Here is an 18,478-nt window from a genome sequence, read left to right as displayed (position 1 = left end):
CACCCGAGGGGCGCAGGGTCCGGCGCACGAGAAAATTGCGCTGTGACCCTCGCGCCCCGCCGTCTCCCACGCTCGCTGCCGTGCTCGTCCGGCGCCGAAGGTGCCAGGGCGAAGCGCCGGGACACCGACGTATCCAGGGCTTCCATGCGCTAGCTCCGGGGGCTGGGCCGAGAGGCGGGCTGTTGGTTCCTCGGTTCCTCGCCTCTTGAACTTTTGTCTCCTGCTGGAGCTCACGGCGCGCGATACCGCTCGCCTGGGCGCCGGGTTATCCTCCGCCCCTTCCCGGACGTGGGTCGGGGGTAAGGCACCCTCTTCCCGGAAACACCTCGGCGTAGCAGTGAACCCCGGCGATCTTATCCAGTCTCGCTACCGGCTCGTGAAGCTCCTGGGCCGAGGCGCCAGCGGGTCGGTGTGGGCTGCGAAGAACGAGCTCATCGATCGCGACGTGGCGCTCAAGGTGATGCGCCCCGAGGTGGCCGAGGACGCCATCGCGCTCCAGCGCTTCTTCAACGAGGCGAAGGCGAGCGGGCGCGTGCGGAGCCCCAGCATCGTCGAGATCCTCGACCTCGGTCAGGCCGAGGACGGCTCGCCGTTCCTCGTGTTCGAGCTGCTCGTCGGGGAGGGGCTCGACGAGTGGCTGCGGCGCGAGCGCACCATCGAGCCGGAGACGCTGGTGGAGCTCTTCATCGGCCTCGCGCGGGCGCTCGACATCGCCCACCAGCAAGGGATCATCCACCGCGACCTGAAGCCCGCGAACATCTACGTGCACCGCAACCACCTGGGCGAGCTCGTCGGGAAGATCCTCGACTTCGGGATCAGCAAGGTGCTCGAGAAGGAGCACAGCTTCGCGCTGACCCACACGGGCTGCGTCGTCGGCTCGCCGGCCTACATGGCGCCCGAGCAGGCGGCGGGGCGCGACGACCTCGACGGGCGCGCCGACATCTGGTCGCTCGGCATCGTCATGTACGAGGCGCTCACCGGGACGCTCCCGCACCAGGCGCCGAACTACAACGCGCTGATGGTCCGCATCCTGAGCACGGATTGCGATCCGATCGCCCAGCGCCGGCCGGGGCTCCCGCCGCGGCTCTGCCACGTCGTCGACGCCTGCCTTCAGCGCGAGCGCGACGACCGGATCTCCTCGGCGGGCATCCTCGCCCGGGAGCTCGAGGCCGTGCTCCGCGAGCTGCGCGCCGCGCGCTTCCGGGGGCAGAAGGGACGGCGCGCCTCGGACATCGGCTTCGGCGACAGGCTGCGCCTCGCGCCGGAGAGCGGCCTCCTGCGCGGCGGCTCCGCCGGAACGCTCGGCCGGCTCATGCAGCACGGCAGGCGGCTGCCGCTGGCCACGCTCGTCGCGGCGGGGGTCGGCGTGGTGTTCTGGGCGATGGTGCTCGTGCTCCTCGGCACGTACTGGATCCGCTGAGCGGCGGGCCGGCGGGCGAGCGACGCCCGCCGCGACGACGTTCCGGGGTCTCCGAGCTCAGACGGGCGGCGCGCCGGCGCGCGCGTGCGCGTGCTCCACGCGAGCGCCCGGCGCGTCGGGCGCGTCGCCGGAGCGCGCGTGCGCGTCGCAGGCGTGCGGCGCCGCCGGGCCGGGCGAGGGCTCGTCGCTCGCGCCGGCCATGCTGCCGAGCCACGCGCGCGGCCCGAGCCTCGCGAAGCCCGAGAGCAGGAGCGCGCCGAGCGCCGCCGCGCAGACCCACTCGACGGGCGCGCGCTCGCGCGCCGCGAGGGCGTGGAGCTCCGGGACCGCGGCGCCGGGGATGAGGACGTTCGCGGCGAGGCCGGCCGCGACGGCGAGCCCGACGCTGGAGAGCGCGATGGCGGCGGCGACGCGCGCGCCGAGCGAGCGCCTCAGCGCGGCGAGCACCGCGAGGTTGGTCGCGGGCCCCGCCATGAGGAACGCGAGCGCCGCGCCGGCCGACAACCCCTTGTGGATCATCACCGCGGCGACCGCCGTGGCGCCCTGCGCGCACACGTGGAGGGGCAGCGCGACGAGCGCGCTCACCACGACGTCGGCCGGCGCGCCGAGCGCGCGCGCCGCGGCCGGCGCGAGCGTCGCCTCGAGGACGGCGGCGACGACGAGGCCCACGAGGTACCAGGCGGCCACCCGATCGAGCGCCGGACCAACGGCCTCCGCGACGGCGGCGCGGAGCCGCGCGCCCGGCGCCGCGCCGGAGCCGGGCGGCTCGCTGCCGCGCGGCGCTGCGCCGGAGCCGGGCGCGCCGGCCGCCCGGGCGACGAGGAGCGCGACCAGCACGGCGAGGAGCGCGCCGCCGGCGACGCGCGCCGCGGTGAGCGGCAGGCCGAGCAGCCGCAGCGAGAGCAGGGCGCTGCCGACGCCGAGCTCCGGCGCGCCGGGGCCGACGGCGACGACCGCGGCGACCGGCGCGCCCGCGAGCAGGAGCCGCCGCAGGAGCGGCGCGACGCCGCGGGAGCCGGCGGGCATCGGCGACGCGAGCACCCCGCGGGCGGCCCGGAGCGGCGCGGCGCCGCCGCGCAGCGTTCCGGCGGCGCGGCGCGGGACCAGCGCGCGCAGGAGCCCCGCCGCGGCGAGCCCGGCGAGCATGGCGGGCGCCGTCGCGACGAACAGCGGGCCGAGCGACTCGGCGATCGTCAGCTCGGGCGGGTGGGCGCGCGTGAAGAAGCTCTCCGGGCTCGGCAGCGCGAGCGCGACGCAGAGGCCCGAGGCGAAGGCGATGGCGCTCGCCGTCCGCGCGGCCCGGCTCCGCGGCGGGGGCTCGTGCGTGTGGACGACGAGCCGCAGGAGGACGCCGAGGCCGAACGTGATGAACACCTCGAGCGACTCGTGGGGCAGGCCCTCCATGAAGCGCTGGCCGAGCAGGGCGCCGAGCAGCGTGAGCAGCGCGAGGAGCCCGAGGCGCGCGGCGAGCTGCCGCCACCCCCAGGCGGGCAGGAAGCGCGCCGCGAGCGACAGCCCCTCCGGCAGGCGGTGCGCGAGGACGGCGACCGCGAAGATCGCCCCGTCCGCGCGCCGGTCGGCCGAGGCCGCGGCCGCGGCCAGCGCGAGCCCGGCGCCGTCGAGCAGGCCGTGCACGGCGAGCGCCGAGAACGCGATCTCCCGCCCCAGCACCTCGCCGGTGCCGCGCCGCCGGTGCTCGGTGAGCCAGAGCGCCGCGTACCCGAGCGCCGCCCAGAGGACCGCCTGCGCCCCGATCTCCTCGACCGCGTGCGGCAGGTGGCGCGAGAGGACCAGGGCGGGGACGAGGCCGAGCGTCAGCCCGTCGAGCGCGGACGTCGGCAGCGCCCGGCGCCGGCCGAGCGCCACGAGGAGCGGCCCCGCGGCGAGGCCAGCGATCGACACGGCGACGACGAGCGCGAGCATGGGCGCCGTGGCCTATGCCCGAGCCACGGACCCCAATCAACATCAAATTGATGTTGCAATCGAGATGCAGGAAACCGCCGCGGCCGCGCCTTCCTGCTGAGCGGCGCCCCTCCCGCGCGGCTCAGGCCTGGACGCACCGGTCGCAGCGGCCCTTGATCTGGATCTGGAGGCCCTTGCGGCGCAGCGCGCGCGGCGCGCCCCGCGCTGCCTTGATCTCGATGCTCTCGTCGGGGAGGCAGAGCACGTCTCCGCACGTGTCGCACATGAAGTGAGGGTGCTCGTCGGCCGCGTGCTCGCCGGTGCCCTGGCGCAGCTCGAACCGCCAGAGGTGGTCGCCCATGTCGGTGCGGCGCACGAGCCCCACGTTGGTGAGGTCGATGAGGTTCCGGTAGATGGTGGCGCGATCCCACCCCTTGGGAGCGAGCTCGGCCGCGAGCTCGGCGTGGCTGACGGGCGTCCGCGAGCGGCCGAGGCTCTGCAGCACGGCGATCCGCGGCGAGGTGGCCCGCAGGCCGGTCGCCCGGATCTGCTCGCGGAGCTGATCCGCGGACTGACCTGCTCTGGAACGCGCCATGCGAGACATCTACCGTCGCCCGGACGGTACTGCAATCAGGATGCACGGAGCTCGCCGGGCGCGCAGCGCCCGGGCCGCCGGCGCGCCGGCGTGAGTGAGATCGCTCGACGGCGGCCGAGATCGCCGCGCTGCCCCGCGCGCGGCGCGATCACCGGCGCCGCGAGCTCGCCGGGCGAGGGCGACGTCATCTCGCTCGGGCCGCGAGCCCCGAAGCGCAGCGCGACGCCGGGCAGGAGACGAGCGGCGGCCCAGGACCGAAGCTGAGAACGTGGCAGATGGCGAGTTGGGCAACCTCGTGCGCCGGTATTCAAGCGCGGCTTGAACTGCACAAGCCAGGCGGATGAGCCGCGATGCGGACTCATCAGGAATACTCCTGGAAACCTGCAGGAGATCCCCGGCGACCCGCGGGGATAGAACGCTGAAACATGGACAGTGGAGCGGCCAACACCGGGTCGCGTACTGATCTCGAGTCGTGCGCCACTCGGTCCGATCGGACGGTCGCCGTGTGCTCCATAATGGAGCGATCGATCCAGGTTGGAGCAGCCGGCGTGTCCGCTCGGCGCACGTCGTTGCGCCGCGTCATGGCGCCGTGCGCGTATCGAGAGTCCAGCCGTCGTTCCATCGAATGGCGTGAGACGACCAAGACGTGGAATCTCACCTTGTCGTCTTGAGCGGATCGGTCTTTTCGAATTGAACTGATTGTCACGTTGGATATATATTCCTGCTTCCTTTGCGGGGCCTGAACCAAGGAGAATGTCCATGCGAGCTCGGACGTGTGCGGGGGTACTTGCTTTATTCGTGACCGCTGCCTTGAGCGCCGCCGCGTGCAGCGTCGACACGTCGATCCCGGAGGAGGAGACTCCGGGCGCCGCGGAGGTCGAGCCCGAGGAGGTGGAGGCGGCCCCGGCCCCCCTCCGGCGCAACTGCGGGACCGTCGATCTGAGCGCGGCGGAGCGGGAGGTGGTCGATCTGGCCGTCCGCAGCCGGCTGGAGGCCGGGTTCACCGCGGGCACGCCGGTCACGATCCCCGTGCACTTCCACGTCATCAACAAGGGCGCGGGCATCTCGAACGGCGACGTGACCGACGCGATGATCACGGAGCAGATCGCGGTGCTCAACGCCGCTTACGCGAGCACCCGCTTCCGCTTCGAGCTGGTCTCGACCGACCGGACGACGAACGCGACCTGGTACACCATGGGGGCGGGCAGCACCGCCGAGCAGAACGCCAAGAGAGCGCTTCGCGTCGGTGAGTCCGATCACCTCAACCTCTACACGGCCAACCTGAGCGGCGGTCTACTCGGCTGGGCCACGTTCCCCTCGGAATACACGGCGCGTCCGCAGAGCGACGGGGTCGTCGTGCTTTTCAGCTCGTTGCCCGGTGGTTCCGCGTCGCCGTACAACCTGGGAGATACGGCGACACACGAGGTGGGACACTGGCTTGGCCTCTACCACACGTTCCAGGGCGGCTGCAGCAAGGACGGGGACGAAATCGCTGACACGGCGGCGGAGAAGAGTGCCGCGTATGGCTGCCCGACCGGCCGGGACAGCTGCAGAAACGTACGTGGTGTCGACCCGATCAGGAACTTCATGGATTACACCGACGACGCCTGCATGGACGCGTTCACTGCGGGGCAGGCCGATCGCATGTCGACGTTCTGGGATATGTATCGTTGACCGGCGGTTGAGGGGAGATCGCAGCTGGCCGGCGGGCGGAGGACGACTGCGTCTTCCGCCCGCCGGACGGCGCGCCGGTCAGGGCTCGCTCACGTCGACTTGACCTGCGCCCGGCGCTCGAAGCTCCGGCTCTCGCCGAGGATGCGGGAGACGGGCCTCGGCTGCGGCGGGGCCGCGCTCGAGTCGCCGTCGCCCTGCGCGAGGCGCTGCTGGCGGCGGGTGCCCGCCTGGACGCCGAAGTACACGCCGAGGAACGTCACGAGCCCCCAGCCGAGCAGACCGAGGGCGACGAGGCCGGTCTGGCGCGAGGCGTCGCTCCCGAGCTGGCTCATCTCCTCCATCGGCGCCGACAGCTTGCTCACCTCCCGCATCGGCTCGCGCAGCGTCGCGACCTGCTCCATCGGCTGCTTCAGCCCGGCGACGTCGCGCATCGGGGCGTTCAGGGCGGCGACGTCGCGCATCGGGGCGTTCAGGGCGGCGACGTCCGTGAGCGGACCCCGGATGCCGGCGAGGCTCTCGTTCATCGCCGCGATCGTGGCCTTCATCTCGCTCAGCCGATCCATCGACTGCTCGAGGCTCGCGGTCTCCCGCAGGCTCTGCTGCATCGCGTCCATCGACCCCTTGAGCTCGGCGAGCCGCTCCATCGCCTCCTGCATCTCGGCGACCTTCTCCATCGGCTGGCGCAGCTCGGCCAGCCCATCGAGGCTCTCCTGCGAGTCCCGCAGCGCCTGAGTCGAACCCTCGATCACCGCGCGCGTGCGCCGCATCTCGTCCGTGGTCGCCTGGATCGAGCGCGTGTTCGTGTCGACCATCGTCGCCATGCCGCACCCCGTCGACGCGAGGACAAGCAGCGCAACCGGCGCGATCCGACCGATCCTTTCCCAGTACATACCCGATCGTTGATTCCTCGAAGGCGTCGCGTCAACGTGGATTTGACGCGGTGCGCTGAAATATGACATAGCCGTGTCCGGGGGGTGCGGCGCTGTGGGACGTTGCGCGTGAGGCCCGCGATCCGCGCCGTGCGGCCCTTACTCGCACGGCGCTGTGAAATGCCGGTGTCGATCCGGCGGACGCTCGTGTGTCGAACGCCGGAATCGAGGGATCGATTGCGCAGCTTCGATGAGAACGGCAGTTCCAGCGTCGCTGTCCGGACCGTCAGCGCGACGCGGCTGCGCCGCGCGAGGCGGCGAGCTTCACCGGAGGCCGGCGCGACGGGCGCGGAGCGCGGGGCGGGGAGCGCGACGGGCGCGGCGCGCGGTGGGGAGCGCGACGGGCGCGGCGCTCACGGCGCAGGCCGGCCGGGGCGGGGCGCGCCGGCGCGGAGGACGAGCGCGGCGAGGAGCGCAAGCACGGCCGCGGCGACCCAGGCAGGCGGGCCGAAGGCGCGCGTCCCCGCGGCGAGCGCGCCGTCGGCCCACGTGACGTCGAGCAGCGAGCCGCGCAGGCCCGCGCCCGCGAGCGCGGTGAAGCTGGCGTGGGCGGCGATCGCGGCGAACGCGCCGCGACCGCGGCGGAAGAGCGCCGCGGCGAGCGCGCCGAGCGCGGCGGCGAGGACGAAGCTCGAGGCGGTCGCGCCCGGCGCGAGGCCGAGGGCGGCGCCGTGCGCGAGGGCGGAGAAGGCGACCGCGTAGCGGCTCGAGAGGCCGGCGCGCGCCGCCGTGGCGAACGGGATGCCCGAGAGCAGGAGCTCGTCGCGGACGGCGAGGGCGATCGCGCGCGCCACGGCGAAGGCGAAGCCCACCGAGGGCTCGCCGGCCTCGGCGGTCGCCCAGCCGAGGGCGAGGGAGATGCCCAGCGTGAGCAGCACGGCGAGCGCGCCGAGCGCCGCGCCGACGCCGACGAGGCGGGCCACGCGCGCGCGGTGGCCAGGGGCCTCCCGCTCCACCGGGTCGGTCCATTGCACGCCGGCCCGCACCGCGCCGAGGTCGGCGACGACAGCGCCGGCGAGGGCGGCCGCGAGCGGGCTCGACGAGAGGAGCACGGAGAGGATCTGCAGGGCCGCGCCGAGGCCGACGAGCCAGGCCGCGCCGAGCGCGAGATCGAGCAGGCGGCGTTGCTGCCGCGCGCGATCGGAGCGAGGTGCGCCGCTCTCTGTCGCGCTCATCCGCCGCCCTCCGCCCTGCTCAGTGCAGCGTGTGCCACTGGCCGTTGTGCTCCACCTTCGGGACGCCCGCGTCGCCGTCCGAGTCGCTGCGGTGACGCGCGCCCAGCGTGGCCACGAGCTGGGCCGTGGAAGCGCGCGCGGGCCGGTGGCGCGCCTCCGGCGCCGCGCGCAGCCGCCGGTGCGGCGCAGGAGGCGCCGGCGACCTCCGGCCGCGGAGCCGCTGCACGCCGAGGGCGCCCGCGACGAGCAGCCCGAGCACCAGCAGCGAGCCCAGGAGCACCGGGACGAAGCCGTAGCGGCGCGCGACGTCGGTGCGCCAGGCGAGCTCGAGCTCGTGGCCTGTCGAGGCATAGGCGGCCTCGAGCGCGCTCGCGAGCGGCGCGCCGGCGCGCACCGCGTCGAGGGCGCGCGTGAAGCCCTGGCGCCGCTCCCCCTCGACGAGGAAACGGAGGACGTCGGCCGACTGCGCGTAGGCCACCGACCCGGGCGCATCGCCGGCGCCCGGCAGGCTCGCCTCGAGCGCGTCGAGCGGGAGGAGGCGCCCGCGGAGCGCGGCGACGGAGAGCCGCTGCGCGCGGCCCGCGGCGTGATCGCCCGCGACGTAGGCGGCGAAGCCCTCGTGGAACCAGCGCGGGAGCGGCGCGCCGCCCGTGGCCTCGTCGAGCGCGAGGTGCGCGAGCTCGTGACGGAAGGCGCTCTCCAGATCGGGCGCGGCGAGGCCGTTCCGGGGAGAAGCGCTCAGCACGGCGAGCCGCAGCGCGCCGAACGAGGCGGCTGTCGCGGTGCTCTCGAGCCCGCCGGGGACGAGGTTGTCGAGCTCCGCGGGGACGGCGGCGATCCGGACCTTCACGGGGGCGACCAGCGCCTCGCGGCCGAGCAGGGCGCTGAGCTCGGCGCGGATCGCGCCGGCGTGGACGATCAACGGGCGGACGCGGTCGCGCGTCGACGGGCGGTAGGCGAACTCGATCCAGCCGAGGTCCTCGGTGTGGTACTCCGGCGGCGGCGGCGGAATGGCCGGAGCGGACTTGCCGTCGAGCGGCGCTGCCGCCGCGTCGTAGATCCGGGGCGCGGCGGCGGCGAGCCCGGGCGCGGAGGCGAGGGCGAGGCACACGAGCGCCGCGAGCCTCAGGCCCAACGCGGCAGCCGGGCTGCGCCGAGAGGAGCACGTCATGGCGCGATCCGACCGCGGAGGTGCACCATGTCGCCGTCACCGCCGGTCTGGGAGAGCACCAGCACCGCGATGCCCGCCGCGGCGACGCCCGCGAGCGGCCCCCAGAACCAGGGCGAGCTCCACACCGAGCGCCGCCCGTCCGGAGCCTTCGACGTCAGGTCGACGCCCGCGCGCGCGTCGGCGCTCAGCGGCCCGCTCCGCGACGGCGCGCGCGCGGGCCCGGGCGGCGTCGCCGGGCCCGGAGGTCGTTCCTCTCCGGCGAGCAGCGCGCGGACGGCCGCGGCCGCGCCCGGCCAGTCGAAGGTCGCCGCGGCGGGGGCGGTCGCGCCCTCCGCGGTCCGCTGGACCGTCGCGCCGAGCTCGATGGGCGCGTAGCTCGCGCCGGCGACCCGGAGCACGCGCGCCACCGGGTGAGCCTGCGGCGTGGTCACCGCCACGACGAGCGCAGCGCCCGCGCCCGCGCCCAGCGACGCGAGCAGGCCGCGCGCGACCGGCTCGGACTCGGCGCGCCCGGCCGAGCGGCGCACCTCCGCGAGCTCCTTCACGGCGGCCGGCGCGTCCGGCCGCGGGGGCTCGCCGGCGAGCGCTTGCGCCGCCGCCTCGTCGATGGGCGGGCGAAGCGCGGGGTCGCGGTAGATCGCGCGCGCGAGCGCTCGCGCCGCGTCGGCGCTCGCGTCGTCCACCGCCACCACGACGGCGCCGCGCAGGGCTGAGCGGGGCGCGGCGGCCGCCGGGGCGGCGCGAGGAGCCGCCGCCGCGCCGTCGCTCGCCCGCGGGGCCTCCGCCGGGGCGGCGCGCGGAGCCTCCGCCGCCTCCGCGCCGCGAGCCGGCCCGTCGGCCTGCACGGGTGCGGCCGTCAGGCCGAGCGCCACCGCGATGAGGGCCGGGGCTGCCGACGTGCTGCGCGACATGCGATCACGGTACGGAGGCCGCGGCCGAGCGTCAAACGGCGCACGGCGCGGCGCCACGTCACAGCCAGCCGTGCTCGCGGTACCAGGCGACGGCGCGGCGCGTCCCCTCGGCCCAGCTCACCTGGGGCTCCCACCCGAGCTCCCTGCGGGCCTCGGCCGAGTCGCATACCCAGTGCGACGCGGCGAGCTCGTTCAGCTTGTCGCGCGTCAGCATCACGGGCTTGCCGGTGAGGCGGCTCATCCCCTCGCTCGCGAGCGCGGCGCCGCGCACGAGCGGGAACGGCACGCCGACCCGGACGAACGCCCGCGCGCCGATCGCCGCCTCCACGTCCGCCAGCATGTCGCGCCACACGTAGACGCGGCCATCGTCGATGAAGTAAGCCCGGCCGCTCGGCACGTCGCTCTCGAGCGCCCGGATGCACGCGGCGGCCGCGTCGGCGGCATAGATGACGCTCAGCGTGTTCTTGCCGTCGCCGAGCATCGGGAGGAAGCGGCGCGCGACGCTCTGGAAGAACGCGAACGACTCCTGATCGCGCGGGCCGTAGATCATCGGGGGGCGCAGGACGACCACGGGCAGCGCGTCCTTCTCGGCGAGGACCAGCCGCTCCGCCTCGAGCTTCGAGCGCCCGTAGCGCGTCACCGGAGCCGGGCGCGCGTCGGCCGCGACGGGGCGACCGTCGTGGCTCGGGCCGACCGCGGCGAGGCTCGAGACGAAGACGAAGCGCTTCATCGTCGTCGGGCGCGCCGCCTTCGCGGCGTCGAGCATGTTCCGCGTGCCGCCGACGTTGACCCGGAAGAACTCCGCCTCGTCGCGCGCCTTGACCAGCCCGGCCGAGTGCACGATCGCGTCGACGCCCGGCGCGTCGACCACCGCGCGGCGGACGCTCTCCGCGTCCTCGATGGCGCCGTACGCGAGCTCGACGCCGCGCAGCGACGAAAGGAACTTCGTGCTCGACGAGCGCCGCACCAGGGCGACGACGCTGTGCCCCTTCTGCACGAGCTGCTCGGTGACATGCGAGCCGAGGAACCCGCTCGCGCCCGTGACCAGCACCCTCATCGATCCGCTCCTTCTCTCCCGCTCCCGCCGCCTCCGCCCGAGGCGCTCTCGACCGCGCAGCTCAGAGCGCCCGCTCGAAGACGCGGTACTTCTTGTGGACCCGGCCGCCCATCAGCCGGATGCCCGCGTTGATGGCGGCGTTGTCCTCCAGCGTCCACCCGAGCTCGCCGCCCGTCATGCCGAGCAGCTGCGCCGCGCGGTTCATCTCGACGTAGAGGAACGCGCTGAGCCCGGCATAGCGCCGCACGTGCCGCCACTTCTTGCGGATGCCGAGCACGACGAGGCGCCCGCGCTTCGGGCCGCGCACGCGCAGCCGCCACAGCAGCTTGAAGACCCCGGTCGGGAGGAGCTTGCCGTGGAAGTCCTTGATCAGCTGGTTGAGGTCGGGCAGCCCGAGCGCCACGGCGGCCGGCTCGCCGTCGATGAACGTGATCTTCGTGAGCTCGGTCAGCAGGATGAGCCGCACGTCCTTCGACCACTTGAGGAGCTCCTTCTCGGTCATCGGGACGAAGCCCCAGTTGTCGCTCCAGGCGTCGTTGTAGACGTCCATGAGGATGCGGATGTCGCGGTTCAGGTTCTTCGGATCGCCGCAGCGCGTGTGCACCTCCGGCATCGCCAGGACCTCGGCGTGGGCCCTCAGCGCCCGGGGGGGGACGTCGCCGACCGTGTAGCCCCACGCATAGAGGTCCTTCACCTTCTCGAGCCCGGCCTCCTCGGCGAGCCGGCGCTGGTGCGGCCGGTGGTAGGGCATCATCATCACCGGCGGGAGCTCGAAGCCCTCGATGAGGCAGCCGATCTCCTCGTTCGTCGAGAGCGAGTAGGGGCCCCGCATGCGCTTCATCCCGCGCGCGCGCAGCCAGCCTGCGGCCTCGGCGAGCAGCGCCTGCGCTGTCTCCGCGTCGTCGATCGTGTCGAAGAAGCCGAACGAGCCTGTCTCGTCCTGGTGGACTCTCAGGTGCTCGTGATCGACCTGCGCGGTGATCCGGCCCGCCGGCCGCCCGTCCTTGTACGCCACCCAGGCCGTTCCCTCGGCGTGCTCGAAGAACGGGTTCTTCTTCTTGTCGAGCCGATCGGAGATGTCCAGGTCGAGCGGGCGGATATAGTTGGGCTCACCCTCGTAGATCGTGTCGACCACGTTCAGGAAGTCTTTGAGGACCTTCCTGTCGCCCTTCCGAAGCTCGCGGAGCTCGATAGCCATAGGGGGCAAGCCCGTACCTTCCGAGACGCGGCGCCGCAAGGGGCTCGCGCGGCCGCGCTGCGGGCGTTGAGCGCGTCGAGCGCGCTGATCGGGAAACGCGGCGCCCGCGGAGCCGGTAAGCTCTCGCGGAGGGCGGCTGTCTGGCCCCCGTCAACTCAGGTGGACGCAGCATGATGACCCCGAAGGAGTTCCAGAGGCAGTTCAAGCGGCTGCTGATGAGCCGCGTCGAAGGCATGGACTGGGAGGACAAGCTAGCCCGGGTCCGCCAGTACCTGCGCCAGCTCGAGGCGCGACAGAGCCCGGAGGAGGAGTCCGCCGAGCTCTCGCCGGCGCTGGAGCTGATCCCGTTCGAGCCCGGCAAGCGGCCCGTCGACGAGGCGCTCTATCCGGGGCACGGGTGCAGCGAGCGCGTCGGCTGCATCAACACCTCGGGCGACCCGGCGGAGCTCGGCGACGAGGTGTGGCTGCTGTACCGGCTGCGCAACCTGTACGCGTTCGTCGCCCCCTTCGAGCGGCCGTTCGAGGTCACCATGTCCGCGTGGTTCCTCCCGGCGAGCCCCGGCGACGGCGAGCCGTGCCCGGTGCCCGGCATCATGGACCTGCCGCTCAGCCCGCAGATCGTCTCGACGTCGTCGTACCCCGTCCCGATGCTCGAGCCCGCCCCGTGGAACTCGTTCCATCAGACGGTCTACGTCGCGACGATCGCGCCGGCGCGGCAGCTCGTGCCGCACCCCCCGGGCGAGGAGACCGGCGGCGGCTACCACTGGGTCGACCTGCCGGCGTCGTTCCGGGAGCGCATCCCGGACGGCGCCGACCCGTTCACGTTCGCGAGCCTGTTCCGGCAGCAGCTCCGGGTCGAGATCCGGCTCAGCGAGGCGGGCAGGACGGTCTGCTCCGAGTCGACGGACATCGAGATCTTCGACACCGGCCGCTTCGGCTCGCTCTACACGCGCCTGCTCGACCGGCTCGTCAAGGCGGACACGGAGATCCAGCAGCGGGCGCTCGGGATCGACGAGCTCCACGTCGGCTATCACCCGTGGTTCCCCGTGCTGACCATCGGCATGGACAAGGCCCTTCTGTACCTCCGGGCCATCCACCAGGACCTCGAGCAGCACCGGCGCAACCTGCCCGATCCCCGCTGGCTGCTCCGGGTGGGGCTCTACCTGGAGCTCCTCACGTGCCTCGGCATCTTCGAGGCCGTGAAGGACGAGTACCCGGACATGCTCTCGCCGGAGGAGCGCGAGGCGTTCGAGAAGAGCCCGGCGTTCGCGCCCGTCCGGGCGGCGATCGACGTGGCGGCGTGGCGGCAGGTCTGGGACATGCGGCACATCGCGCCGCGCGCGGCCGGCTTCTTCGCGGCGGGGCCCGTGAGCCTGACGAACCTGATGCGCAAGCAGAAGGCCACGCTCGCCTTCCTGCACACCCACCACGCGGACCTGCAGAAGGCCATCGAGCTCGCCGGGACCAACCTGTGGAACGCGCAGGAGACGTGGCACCGGGTGTTCCGCGACGCCGAGCGCGCGGTGCTCAAGAACAGCGCGCTCGCGTTCCCGGAGCTCACGCACCTCGACCCGCGCTGGCGCGATTTCGCGCTCTGGCACCAGCGCGGCGACGTGCGGCTGTTCGGGCTCAGCTTCATGCCCGAGGCGCTGACGGCGCTCTTCGGCGACCAGGACGGCATCTTCCCCGCGGCGTGCCGGCAGTACCGGAGGTCGATGAACGACGTCGCGAAGTGGGCCGCCGAGCGGCACCTCATGGACTACACGGGCGACGAGTGCATCCCGCGCAACGCGAGCCTGCTCGAGGCGTACATGGAGAAGAACTCGTCCCTGCTCGCCGCGCTGCAGCGGCGCGACGGCTACGGGGCCGCGCAGCAGGTCGAGCTCGACGAGCCGAGCAACACCCCGCACGAGGCGAGCGCCGAGGACCTCGTGACGCTGCTCCGGCGGACGCCGGTCTTCAAGCCGCTGCTCGATCGCGAGCTCCGCAAGCTCGCGACGAGAGCGCGCCGGGTCGAGTACGGCCCGCTCGACCGGATCGTGCTGCAGGGGCAGCGGGACTCGTCGATGTTCCTGGTCGCCTCCGGCGCGGTCGAGGTCCTGGTGCGGCACCCCGACGGGCAGGACTCGACCGTCGCCGCGCTCGAGAAGGGCGCCGTGTTCGGCGAGTTCGCGCTGCTCACGGGCGAGGAGCGCACCGCGACGGTGCGCGCCGTCGACGAGGTGGTGCTCTACGAGATCACGAAGGAGGCCCTGCAGCCGATCATCGAGGCGCGCCCGCAGCTCGTGATCGAGCTCAGCCTGCTCATGGCCTCGCGCCAGGCCCACCTGCGCGACGCGGCCGAGCGCTACAACGAGGCCGAGGAGAAGGTGCGGAGCCTCGCCGGGCGCATCCGCCGGTTCGTGCTCGGCTGAGCGCGCGTGGCCCTCCTTCTGGTGGCGGCGCGGCCGGGCGGTGCCGCCGGCTCACGTCCGGCTGGGCGCGCTCGGCTCTCGTGCTCGGTCGTCGTGCTCAGCCCTTGAGGAGCCACGCAAGGGCGTCGGCCTCCGAGGTGAAGAACGAGTACTCGGGCAGCCCCATGGCGGCCGACAGGCGGGAGATCTGCATCTTGGAGAGCGCGCTGTTCACGAGGTTCGCCGCCCTGCGCATGCCGTGCTCGACGGCGTAGGCCATGGTCTGCTCGACGTAGGGGCTCACGTCGGGCTTCTGCGGCGGGAAATCCGCGATGTCCGCGAGCACGTACCAGGGCTTGCCCAGGTGGAGCAGCGTCGAGGCCTTCTGGCGGAAATCGTCGAGGTACGCTCTGCCCTCGTCGACGTCCCAGAACCCCCAGACCTTCACGTGGAGCACCCCTGTCGCGGTGTCGGGCCGCACCTGGAACCGGCGCTGCGGGACGCGGTCGCGCCGCGACGTCGGATCGGTCCTCCGCGACGGCTCGCCCCCGGAGGCGCTCGTCCGGCTCGGCGCTTCGAGCGAGGGCGGCAGCGGCGAGGGCATCGACGACGGGATCGACGACGGCCGGGGTCGCGTCTCCGGGGCCTTCACGGTGGGCGGCGCGGGGCTCGGGCCCCGGTACGACGAGGGCGTCCTGGCCAGCTCGGGCACGGTGACGGTCGGCACATCGGCGAAGCCCATCGCCACGCCGGGCCGCGAGGGCTGCGTCGGGTCGGTCGGGCTCGGGGTCGGGCTCGGGGTCGGGGTCGGGGTCGGGATGGCGCCGGGCGGCGGCGGATCCGGCAGGAGCACGGCGCGCGGCGTCCGCGGGAGCGCGACGTTGAGCGCGGCGGCGAGCGCGGTCACCGCCACGGACGCGCGCTCGAAGCGGTCTTCCGCCTTGACCGCCGTCGCCTTGAGGAACCAGCCGTCGAACTCGGCAGGCAACGCCGAGGAGCGCCGGCGCGCTGCGCGGGTGCTGGGCGGCTCCGTCGCGCCGCGCAGGAGCTCTGACGCGAGCAGGTACGGAGACGGGATCACCTCGGCCTCCTGGGCCCAGTACGACTCGCCGACGAGGATCGCGTACGCGACGTGCCCGAGGGCGTAGATGTCGACGCGCGGCCCGATGTTGCGCTCGGCCCGGATCTGCTCCGGCGCCATGTACACGGGCGTGCCGAGCATCTGCCGCGTCAGCGTGGAGGCGTGGTGCTGCTCGATGACCTTGGCGATGCCGAAGTCGAGGATCTTCACGCACGGGGAGCCGTCGTCGCGGACCGTGACGAACAGGTTGTCCGGCTTGAGGTCGCGGTGGACGATGTTCGCGGCGTGCGTCTTGTCGAGCGCGAGCGCGGCCTGGAACAGGTAGAGCGCGACGTCCTCGGCGGGGAGGGGGCCGCGCTTCTTGACGAGGCTGCCGAGCTCCTCGCCGCGCAGCAGCTCCATGACGATGAACGGCGTGCCGGTCTCGTCGTCGACGCCGGCGTCCGAGGTCCTGACGATGTGGTCGCTCTCGATGATGCCGGTGATGCGCGCCTCGAGGGCGAAGCGGGCGCGCAGCTCCTCGCTGTCGAGGAGGCTGGGCAGCATCACCTTGAGCGCGCGGCGCGTCGCGGTGACGTCGTCCATCACCTCGTAGACGGCGCCCATGCCGCCCGCCTTGATGACGCGCAAGACCTGATAGCGGTTGCGGAACCGCGTATTCGGCTGCAAGAGGCCGGGCGAGGAGCTCATCCAGCGGCCCTCGATTCAGACATGGTCTGGAACACGCTATCAGCGCGGCTTCCTGCGTCGCAAGGCGCTCGGGTGGGGGGACATGCTCAGGGACGGGCTGCGACGCCCTCGGCCTGCGCGGCGCGCTCGAGGAGCGGCCCGAGCGCGCTCCAGAGCGCGCGGACGTCCTGGAAGCGCTCCTCGGGGGCGACGGCGAGCGCCCGGGCGACCCAGGCGTCCACCTCGGGCGGTAGGTCGGGCCGTACAGCGTACAGGCTCGGCCGTGGGCCACGGGCGGCGGCGAGCAGGATATCGACCCGGCTGGCGCCGGAGAACGGCACGCGGCCCGCCAGCACGCGGAAGAGCACCGCCCCGAGCGAGTAGATGTCGATGCGGTGGTCGATCTCCTGGGGCCGTCCCTTCCAGACCTCGGGCGCGATGTAGCTGGGCGAGCCCGGGATCGCTCCCTCGCGGGTGAGGGGATCGGCCTGCATGACCTTGACAAGGCCGAAATCGAGCAGGCGCACGCCCCCGCGCGCCGCGGCGGCGGCGCTGCCCTGCGCGCCGCCGCCCGGGGACTGCCCCGGGCCGGCCGCGGGGTGGGCGAGATCGCCGCCGATGTGAGCTGAATCACCTGAAGCGTCTAGCGAGGGCGGCGAGGAAGAAGAAGAGGAAGGACTCGCCGCGTCGCTCTCGAGGACGAAGATGTTCGCGGGCTTCAGGTCGCGGTGGACGATGCCGCGCGCGTGCGCGGCGTCGAGGGTGTCGACGATCGGACGGAAGAACTCCTGGAGCTGGGCCAGCGGGAGCCGCTGGTGCTGTGCCTCCAGCTGGCGCAGCGTCGTCTCGAGATCGCTGCCCTTCAGGAACTCCATGATGATGCAGAGCGTGCCGTCGGGCGCCTCGGTGAAGGCGAAGACGTGCGTGGCGCTGGTGCCGGACAGCGCCCCCATGGCGCTGGCCTCGCGCCGCATGCGGGCTTTCAACGCGGGATCGCTGGCGAATTCCGGGTGGAGGCACTTGACAGCGACGTGCGTGCCGGTTTGCTGGTCCAGGGCGCGGTAGACGACGCCGTGACCTCCCTGACCGACCACCTCGAGCAGCTTGTACCGGCCGTCGATCACGTCGTCGATGTCGTGGTCCATCGTCAGGTCCTCGGTGTCCCGCGCGCACTGCGCTGGCATGCTCGGGCGAGACGGGCCCTCGTTGTAGCCGCTCCAGCGCCCTGGCGGTAGGGACGGTGGAGGGCGACCTGGGCGGCGGCGGTCGAGCACGAGGAAAGGCGAGCGCGGGAGGCCGCGGGGAGAAGGGGGAGCCCTGCCGGGGCGGCGCGTGCGGGAGAGGCGGTGCGGGAGAGGGGAATGCTACAGGAGACGTCGCATGCCGGGCTCGGGCGTAATCCTAGGAGTCCACGTAAAACCCTGACGATTGCTTGCATTCGTTACATTGCGGTGACGAAGCTGGCTGTGTTGCCGGCCCGATGATCCAGTGTAGAGTGCCGCTCACCCGGATATGAGATCGGTCCGACAGAACTCCGACCTTCCCGCGGCGAACGGTGCGTCGCCGATCGCCGTCAACGCGCAGCAGGCCGCGCCCGGCGCGCACGAGCTGGACGAGGACGAGGACGAGGCGTGGACCTACGAGGTCGCTCCTCCGGACGCGCCGTCAGAGCTCACGGCTGTGGTCGGGGAGAACCTCCGGCGGCTCCGGACGCGCCGCGGTCTCTCCCTGGAGCGGCTCTCGAAGGCCTCCGGCGTCAGCCGCGCCATGCTCGGGCAGATCGAGCTCGGCCGTAGCGCGCCCACCATCAACATCGTGTGGAAGATCGCCCGGGCGCTCGGCGTGCCGTTCTCGGCGCTCATCAGCAACCGTTCGGCCGGCGGGCCGATGCTGCTGCGCGGCGACCGCGCGAAGCGGCTGACCTCTCATGACGGCAAGTTCACGTCCCGCGCGCTCTTCCCGTTCGATACGCCGAGAACGGTGGAGTTCTATGAGCTGCACCTGGCCCCGCTCGGTATCGAGAACGCCGACCCCCATCCGCCCGGCACCACCGAGAACATCGTGGTGAGCCAGGGGACGGTCGAGATCAGCGTCGATGGACAGCGGTTCCTGCTCGCGACGGGCGATGCGCTCGTGTTTCAGGCGGATGTCCCGCACGTCTACCGCAATCCGGCGAACGTCGACGCGCTGATGTACCTGGTGATGACCTATTCCCTGTCAGCGCCCTGAGCAGGGGCGCGTCCCCCGTTGGGAACAGGGGAAGAGCGGAGCAGGGGAGGGAAAATGAGAGAACGCCGGCATGG

General features: G+C 73.2%; 14 protein-coding genes. 4 read left to right on the top strand and 10 right to left on the bottom strand.

Annotation, left to right across the window (positions count from 1 at the left end):
* The first annotated feature begins 337 nt into the window (after nucleotides 1–337).
* A complete protein-coding gene (locus WME89_RS43780) occupies nucleotides 338–1,420 on the top strand; it encodes a serine/threonine-protein kinase (RefSeq protein WP_438005518.1) in 1,083 nt (360 codons plus the stop codon).
* Between the two features lie 57 nt (nucleotides 1,421–1,477).
* On the opposite strand, the gene WME89_RS43775 is transcribed toward WME89_RS43780, so the two are convergent.
* Both WME89_RS43775 and WME89_RS43770 read right to left on the bottom strand, forming a co-directional pair.
* Complete coding sequence (locus WME89_RS43775) at nucleotides 1,478–3,343, bottom strand: permease (RefSeq protein WP_438005517.1); 1,866 nt, start codon at nucleotides 3,341–3,343, stop codon at nucleotides 1,478–1,480.
* A gap of 121 nt (nucleotides 3,344–3,464) precedes the next feature.
* Nucleotides 3,465–3,917 carry a Fur family transcriptional regulator gene (locus tag WME89_RS43770; RefSeq protein ID WP_438005516.1) on the bottom strand — a complete coding sequence of 151 codons (453 nt, stop codon included), beginning with the start codon at nucleotides 3,915–3,917 and terminating at the stop codon, nucleotides 3,465–3,467.
* Between the two features lie 759 nt (nucleotides 3,918–4,676).
* On the opposite strand from WME89_RS43770, the gene WME89_RS43765 reads away from it, so the two are divergent.
* On the top strand, nucleotides 4,677–5,591 hold the full coding sequence (locus WME89_RS43765) for a zinc metalloprotease (protein WP_438005515.1): 915 nt from the start codon (nucleotides 4,677–4,679) through the stop codon (nucleotides 5,589–5,591).
* 89 nt (nucleotides 5,592–5,680) lie between these two features.
* Here WME89_RS43765 and WME89_RS43760 read toward each other — a convergent pair whose 3' ends face one another.
* The 6 genes from WME89_RS43760 to WME89_RS43735 all read right to left on the bottom strand — a co-directional run bounded on the left by WME89_RS43760 (nucleotide 5,681) and on the right by WME89_RS43735 (nucleotide 12,032).
* Entirely contained in the window at nucleotides 5,681–6,481 is an 801-nt protein-coding gene (locus WME89_RS43760; protein ID WP_438005514.1) for a hypothetical protein, read from the bottom strand.
* A gap of 392 nt (nucleotides 6,482–6,873) precedes the next feature.
* Complete coding sequence (locus WME89_RS43755) at nucleotides 6,874–7,695, bottom strand: CPBP family glutamic-type intramembrane protease (RefSeq protein WP_438005513.1); 822 nt, start codon at nucleotides 7,693–7,695, stop codon at nucleotides 6,874–6,876.
* A 19-nt stretch (nucleotides 7,696–7,714) separates the two neighbouring features.
* A complete protein-coding gene (locus tag WME89_RS43750) occupies nucleotides 7,715–8,866 on the bottom strand; it encodes a peptidase MA family metallohydrolase (RefSeq protein WP_438005512.1) in 1,152 nt (383 codons plus the stop codon).
* Nucleotides 8,863–9,777, bottom strand: coding sequence for a hypothetical protein (locus WME89_RS43745; protein ID WP_438005511.1), 915 nt, complete (start codon nucleotides 9,775–9,777; stop codon nucleotides 8,863–8,865). The genes WME89_RS43750 and WME89_RS43745 overlap by 4 nt, the downstream gene beginning before the upstream one ends.
* A gap of 58 nt (nucleotides 9,778–9,835) precedes the next feature.
* Entirely contained in the window at nucleotides 9,836–10,834 is a 999-nt protein-coding gene (locus tag WME89_RS43740; RefSeq protein ID WP_438005510.1) for an NAD-dependent epimerase/dehydratase family protein, read from the bottom strand.
* A 61-nt stretch (nucleotides 10,835–10,895) separates the two neighbouring features.
* Complete coding sequence (locus tag WME89_RS43735; RefSeq protein ID WP_438012047.1) at nucleotides 10,896–12,032, bottom strand: hypothetical protein; 1,137 nt, start codon at nucleotides 12,030–12,032, stop codon at nucleotides 10,896–10,898.
* 170 nt (nucleotides 12,033–12,202) lie between these two features.
* Between WME89_RS43735 and WME89_RS43730 the strand changes: the two genes are divergently transcribed.
* Entirely contained in the window at nucleotides 12,203–14,446 is a 2,244-nt protein-coding gene (locus tag WME89_RS43730) for a cyclic nucleotide-binding domain-containing protein (protein WP_438005509.1), read from the top strand.
* Nucleotides 14,447–14,543: 97 nt separating this feature from the next.
* Here the strand turns inward: WME89_RS43730 and WME89_RS43725 are convergent, their stop codons facing one another.
* Nucleotides 14,544–16,196 carry a serine/threonine-protein kinase gene (locus tag WME89_RS43725; RefSeq protein WP_438005508.1) on the bottom strand — a complete coding sequence of 551 codons (1,653 nt, stop codon included), beginning with the start codon at nucleotides 16,194–16,196 and terminating at the stop codon, nucleotides 14,544–14,546.
* A gap of 86 nt (nucleotides 16,197–16,282) precedes the next feature.
* Nucleotides 16,283–17,320, bottom strand: a complete 1,038-nt coding sequence (locus tag WME89_RS43720; protein ID WP_438005507.1) for a serine/threonine-protein kinase — start codon at nucleotides 17,318–17,320, stop codon at nucleotides 16,283–16,285.
* A 367-nt stretch (nucleotides 17,321–17,687) separates the two neighbouring features.
* Between WME89_RS43720 and WME89_RS43715 the strand changes: the two genes are divergently transcribed.
* A complete protein-coding gene (locus WME89_RS43715; protein WP_438005506.1) occupies nucleotides 17,688–18,404 on the top strand; it encodes a helix-turn-helix domain-containing protein in 717 nt (238 codons plus the stop codon).
* The last annotated feature ends 74 nt before the right edge of the window (nucleotides 18,405–18,478 follow it).

Source organism: Sorangium sp. So ce321 (assembly GCF_051530195.1).
GTDB lineage: Bacteria > Myxococcota_A > Polyangia > Polyangiales > Polyangiaceae > Sorangium.
The sequence above is the reverse complement of the archived record's forward strand: the minus strand, read 5'-3'. Positions and strand labels throughout refer to the sequence as shown.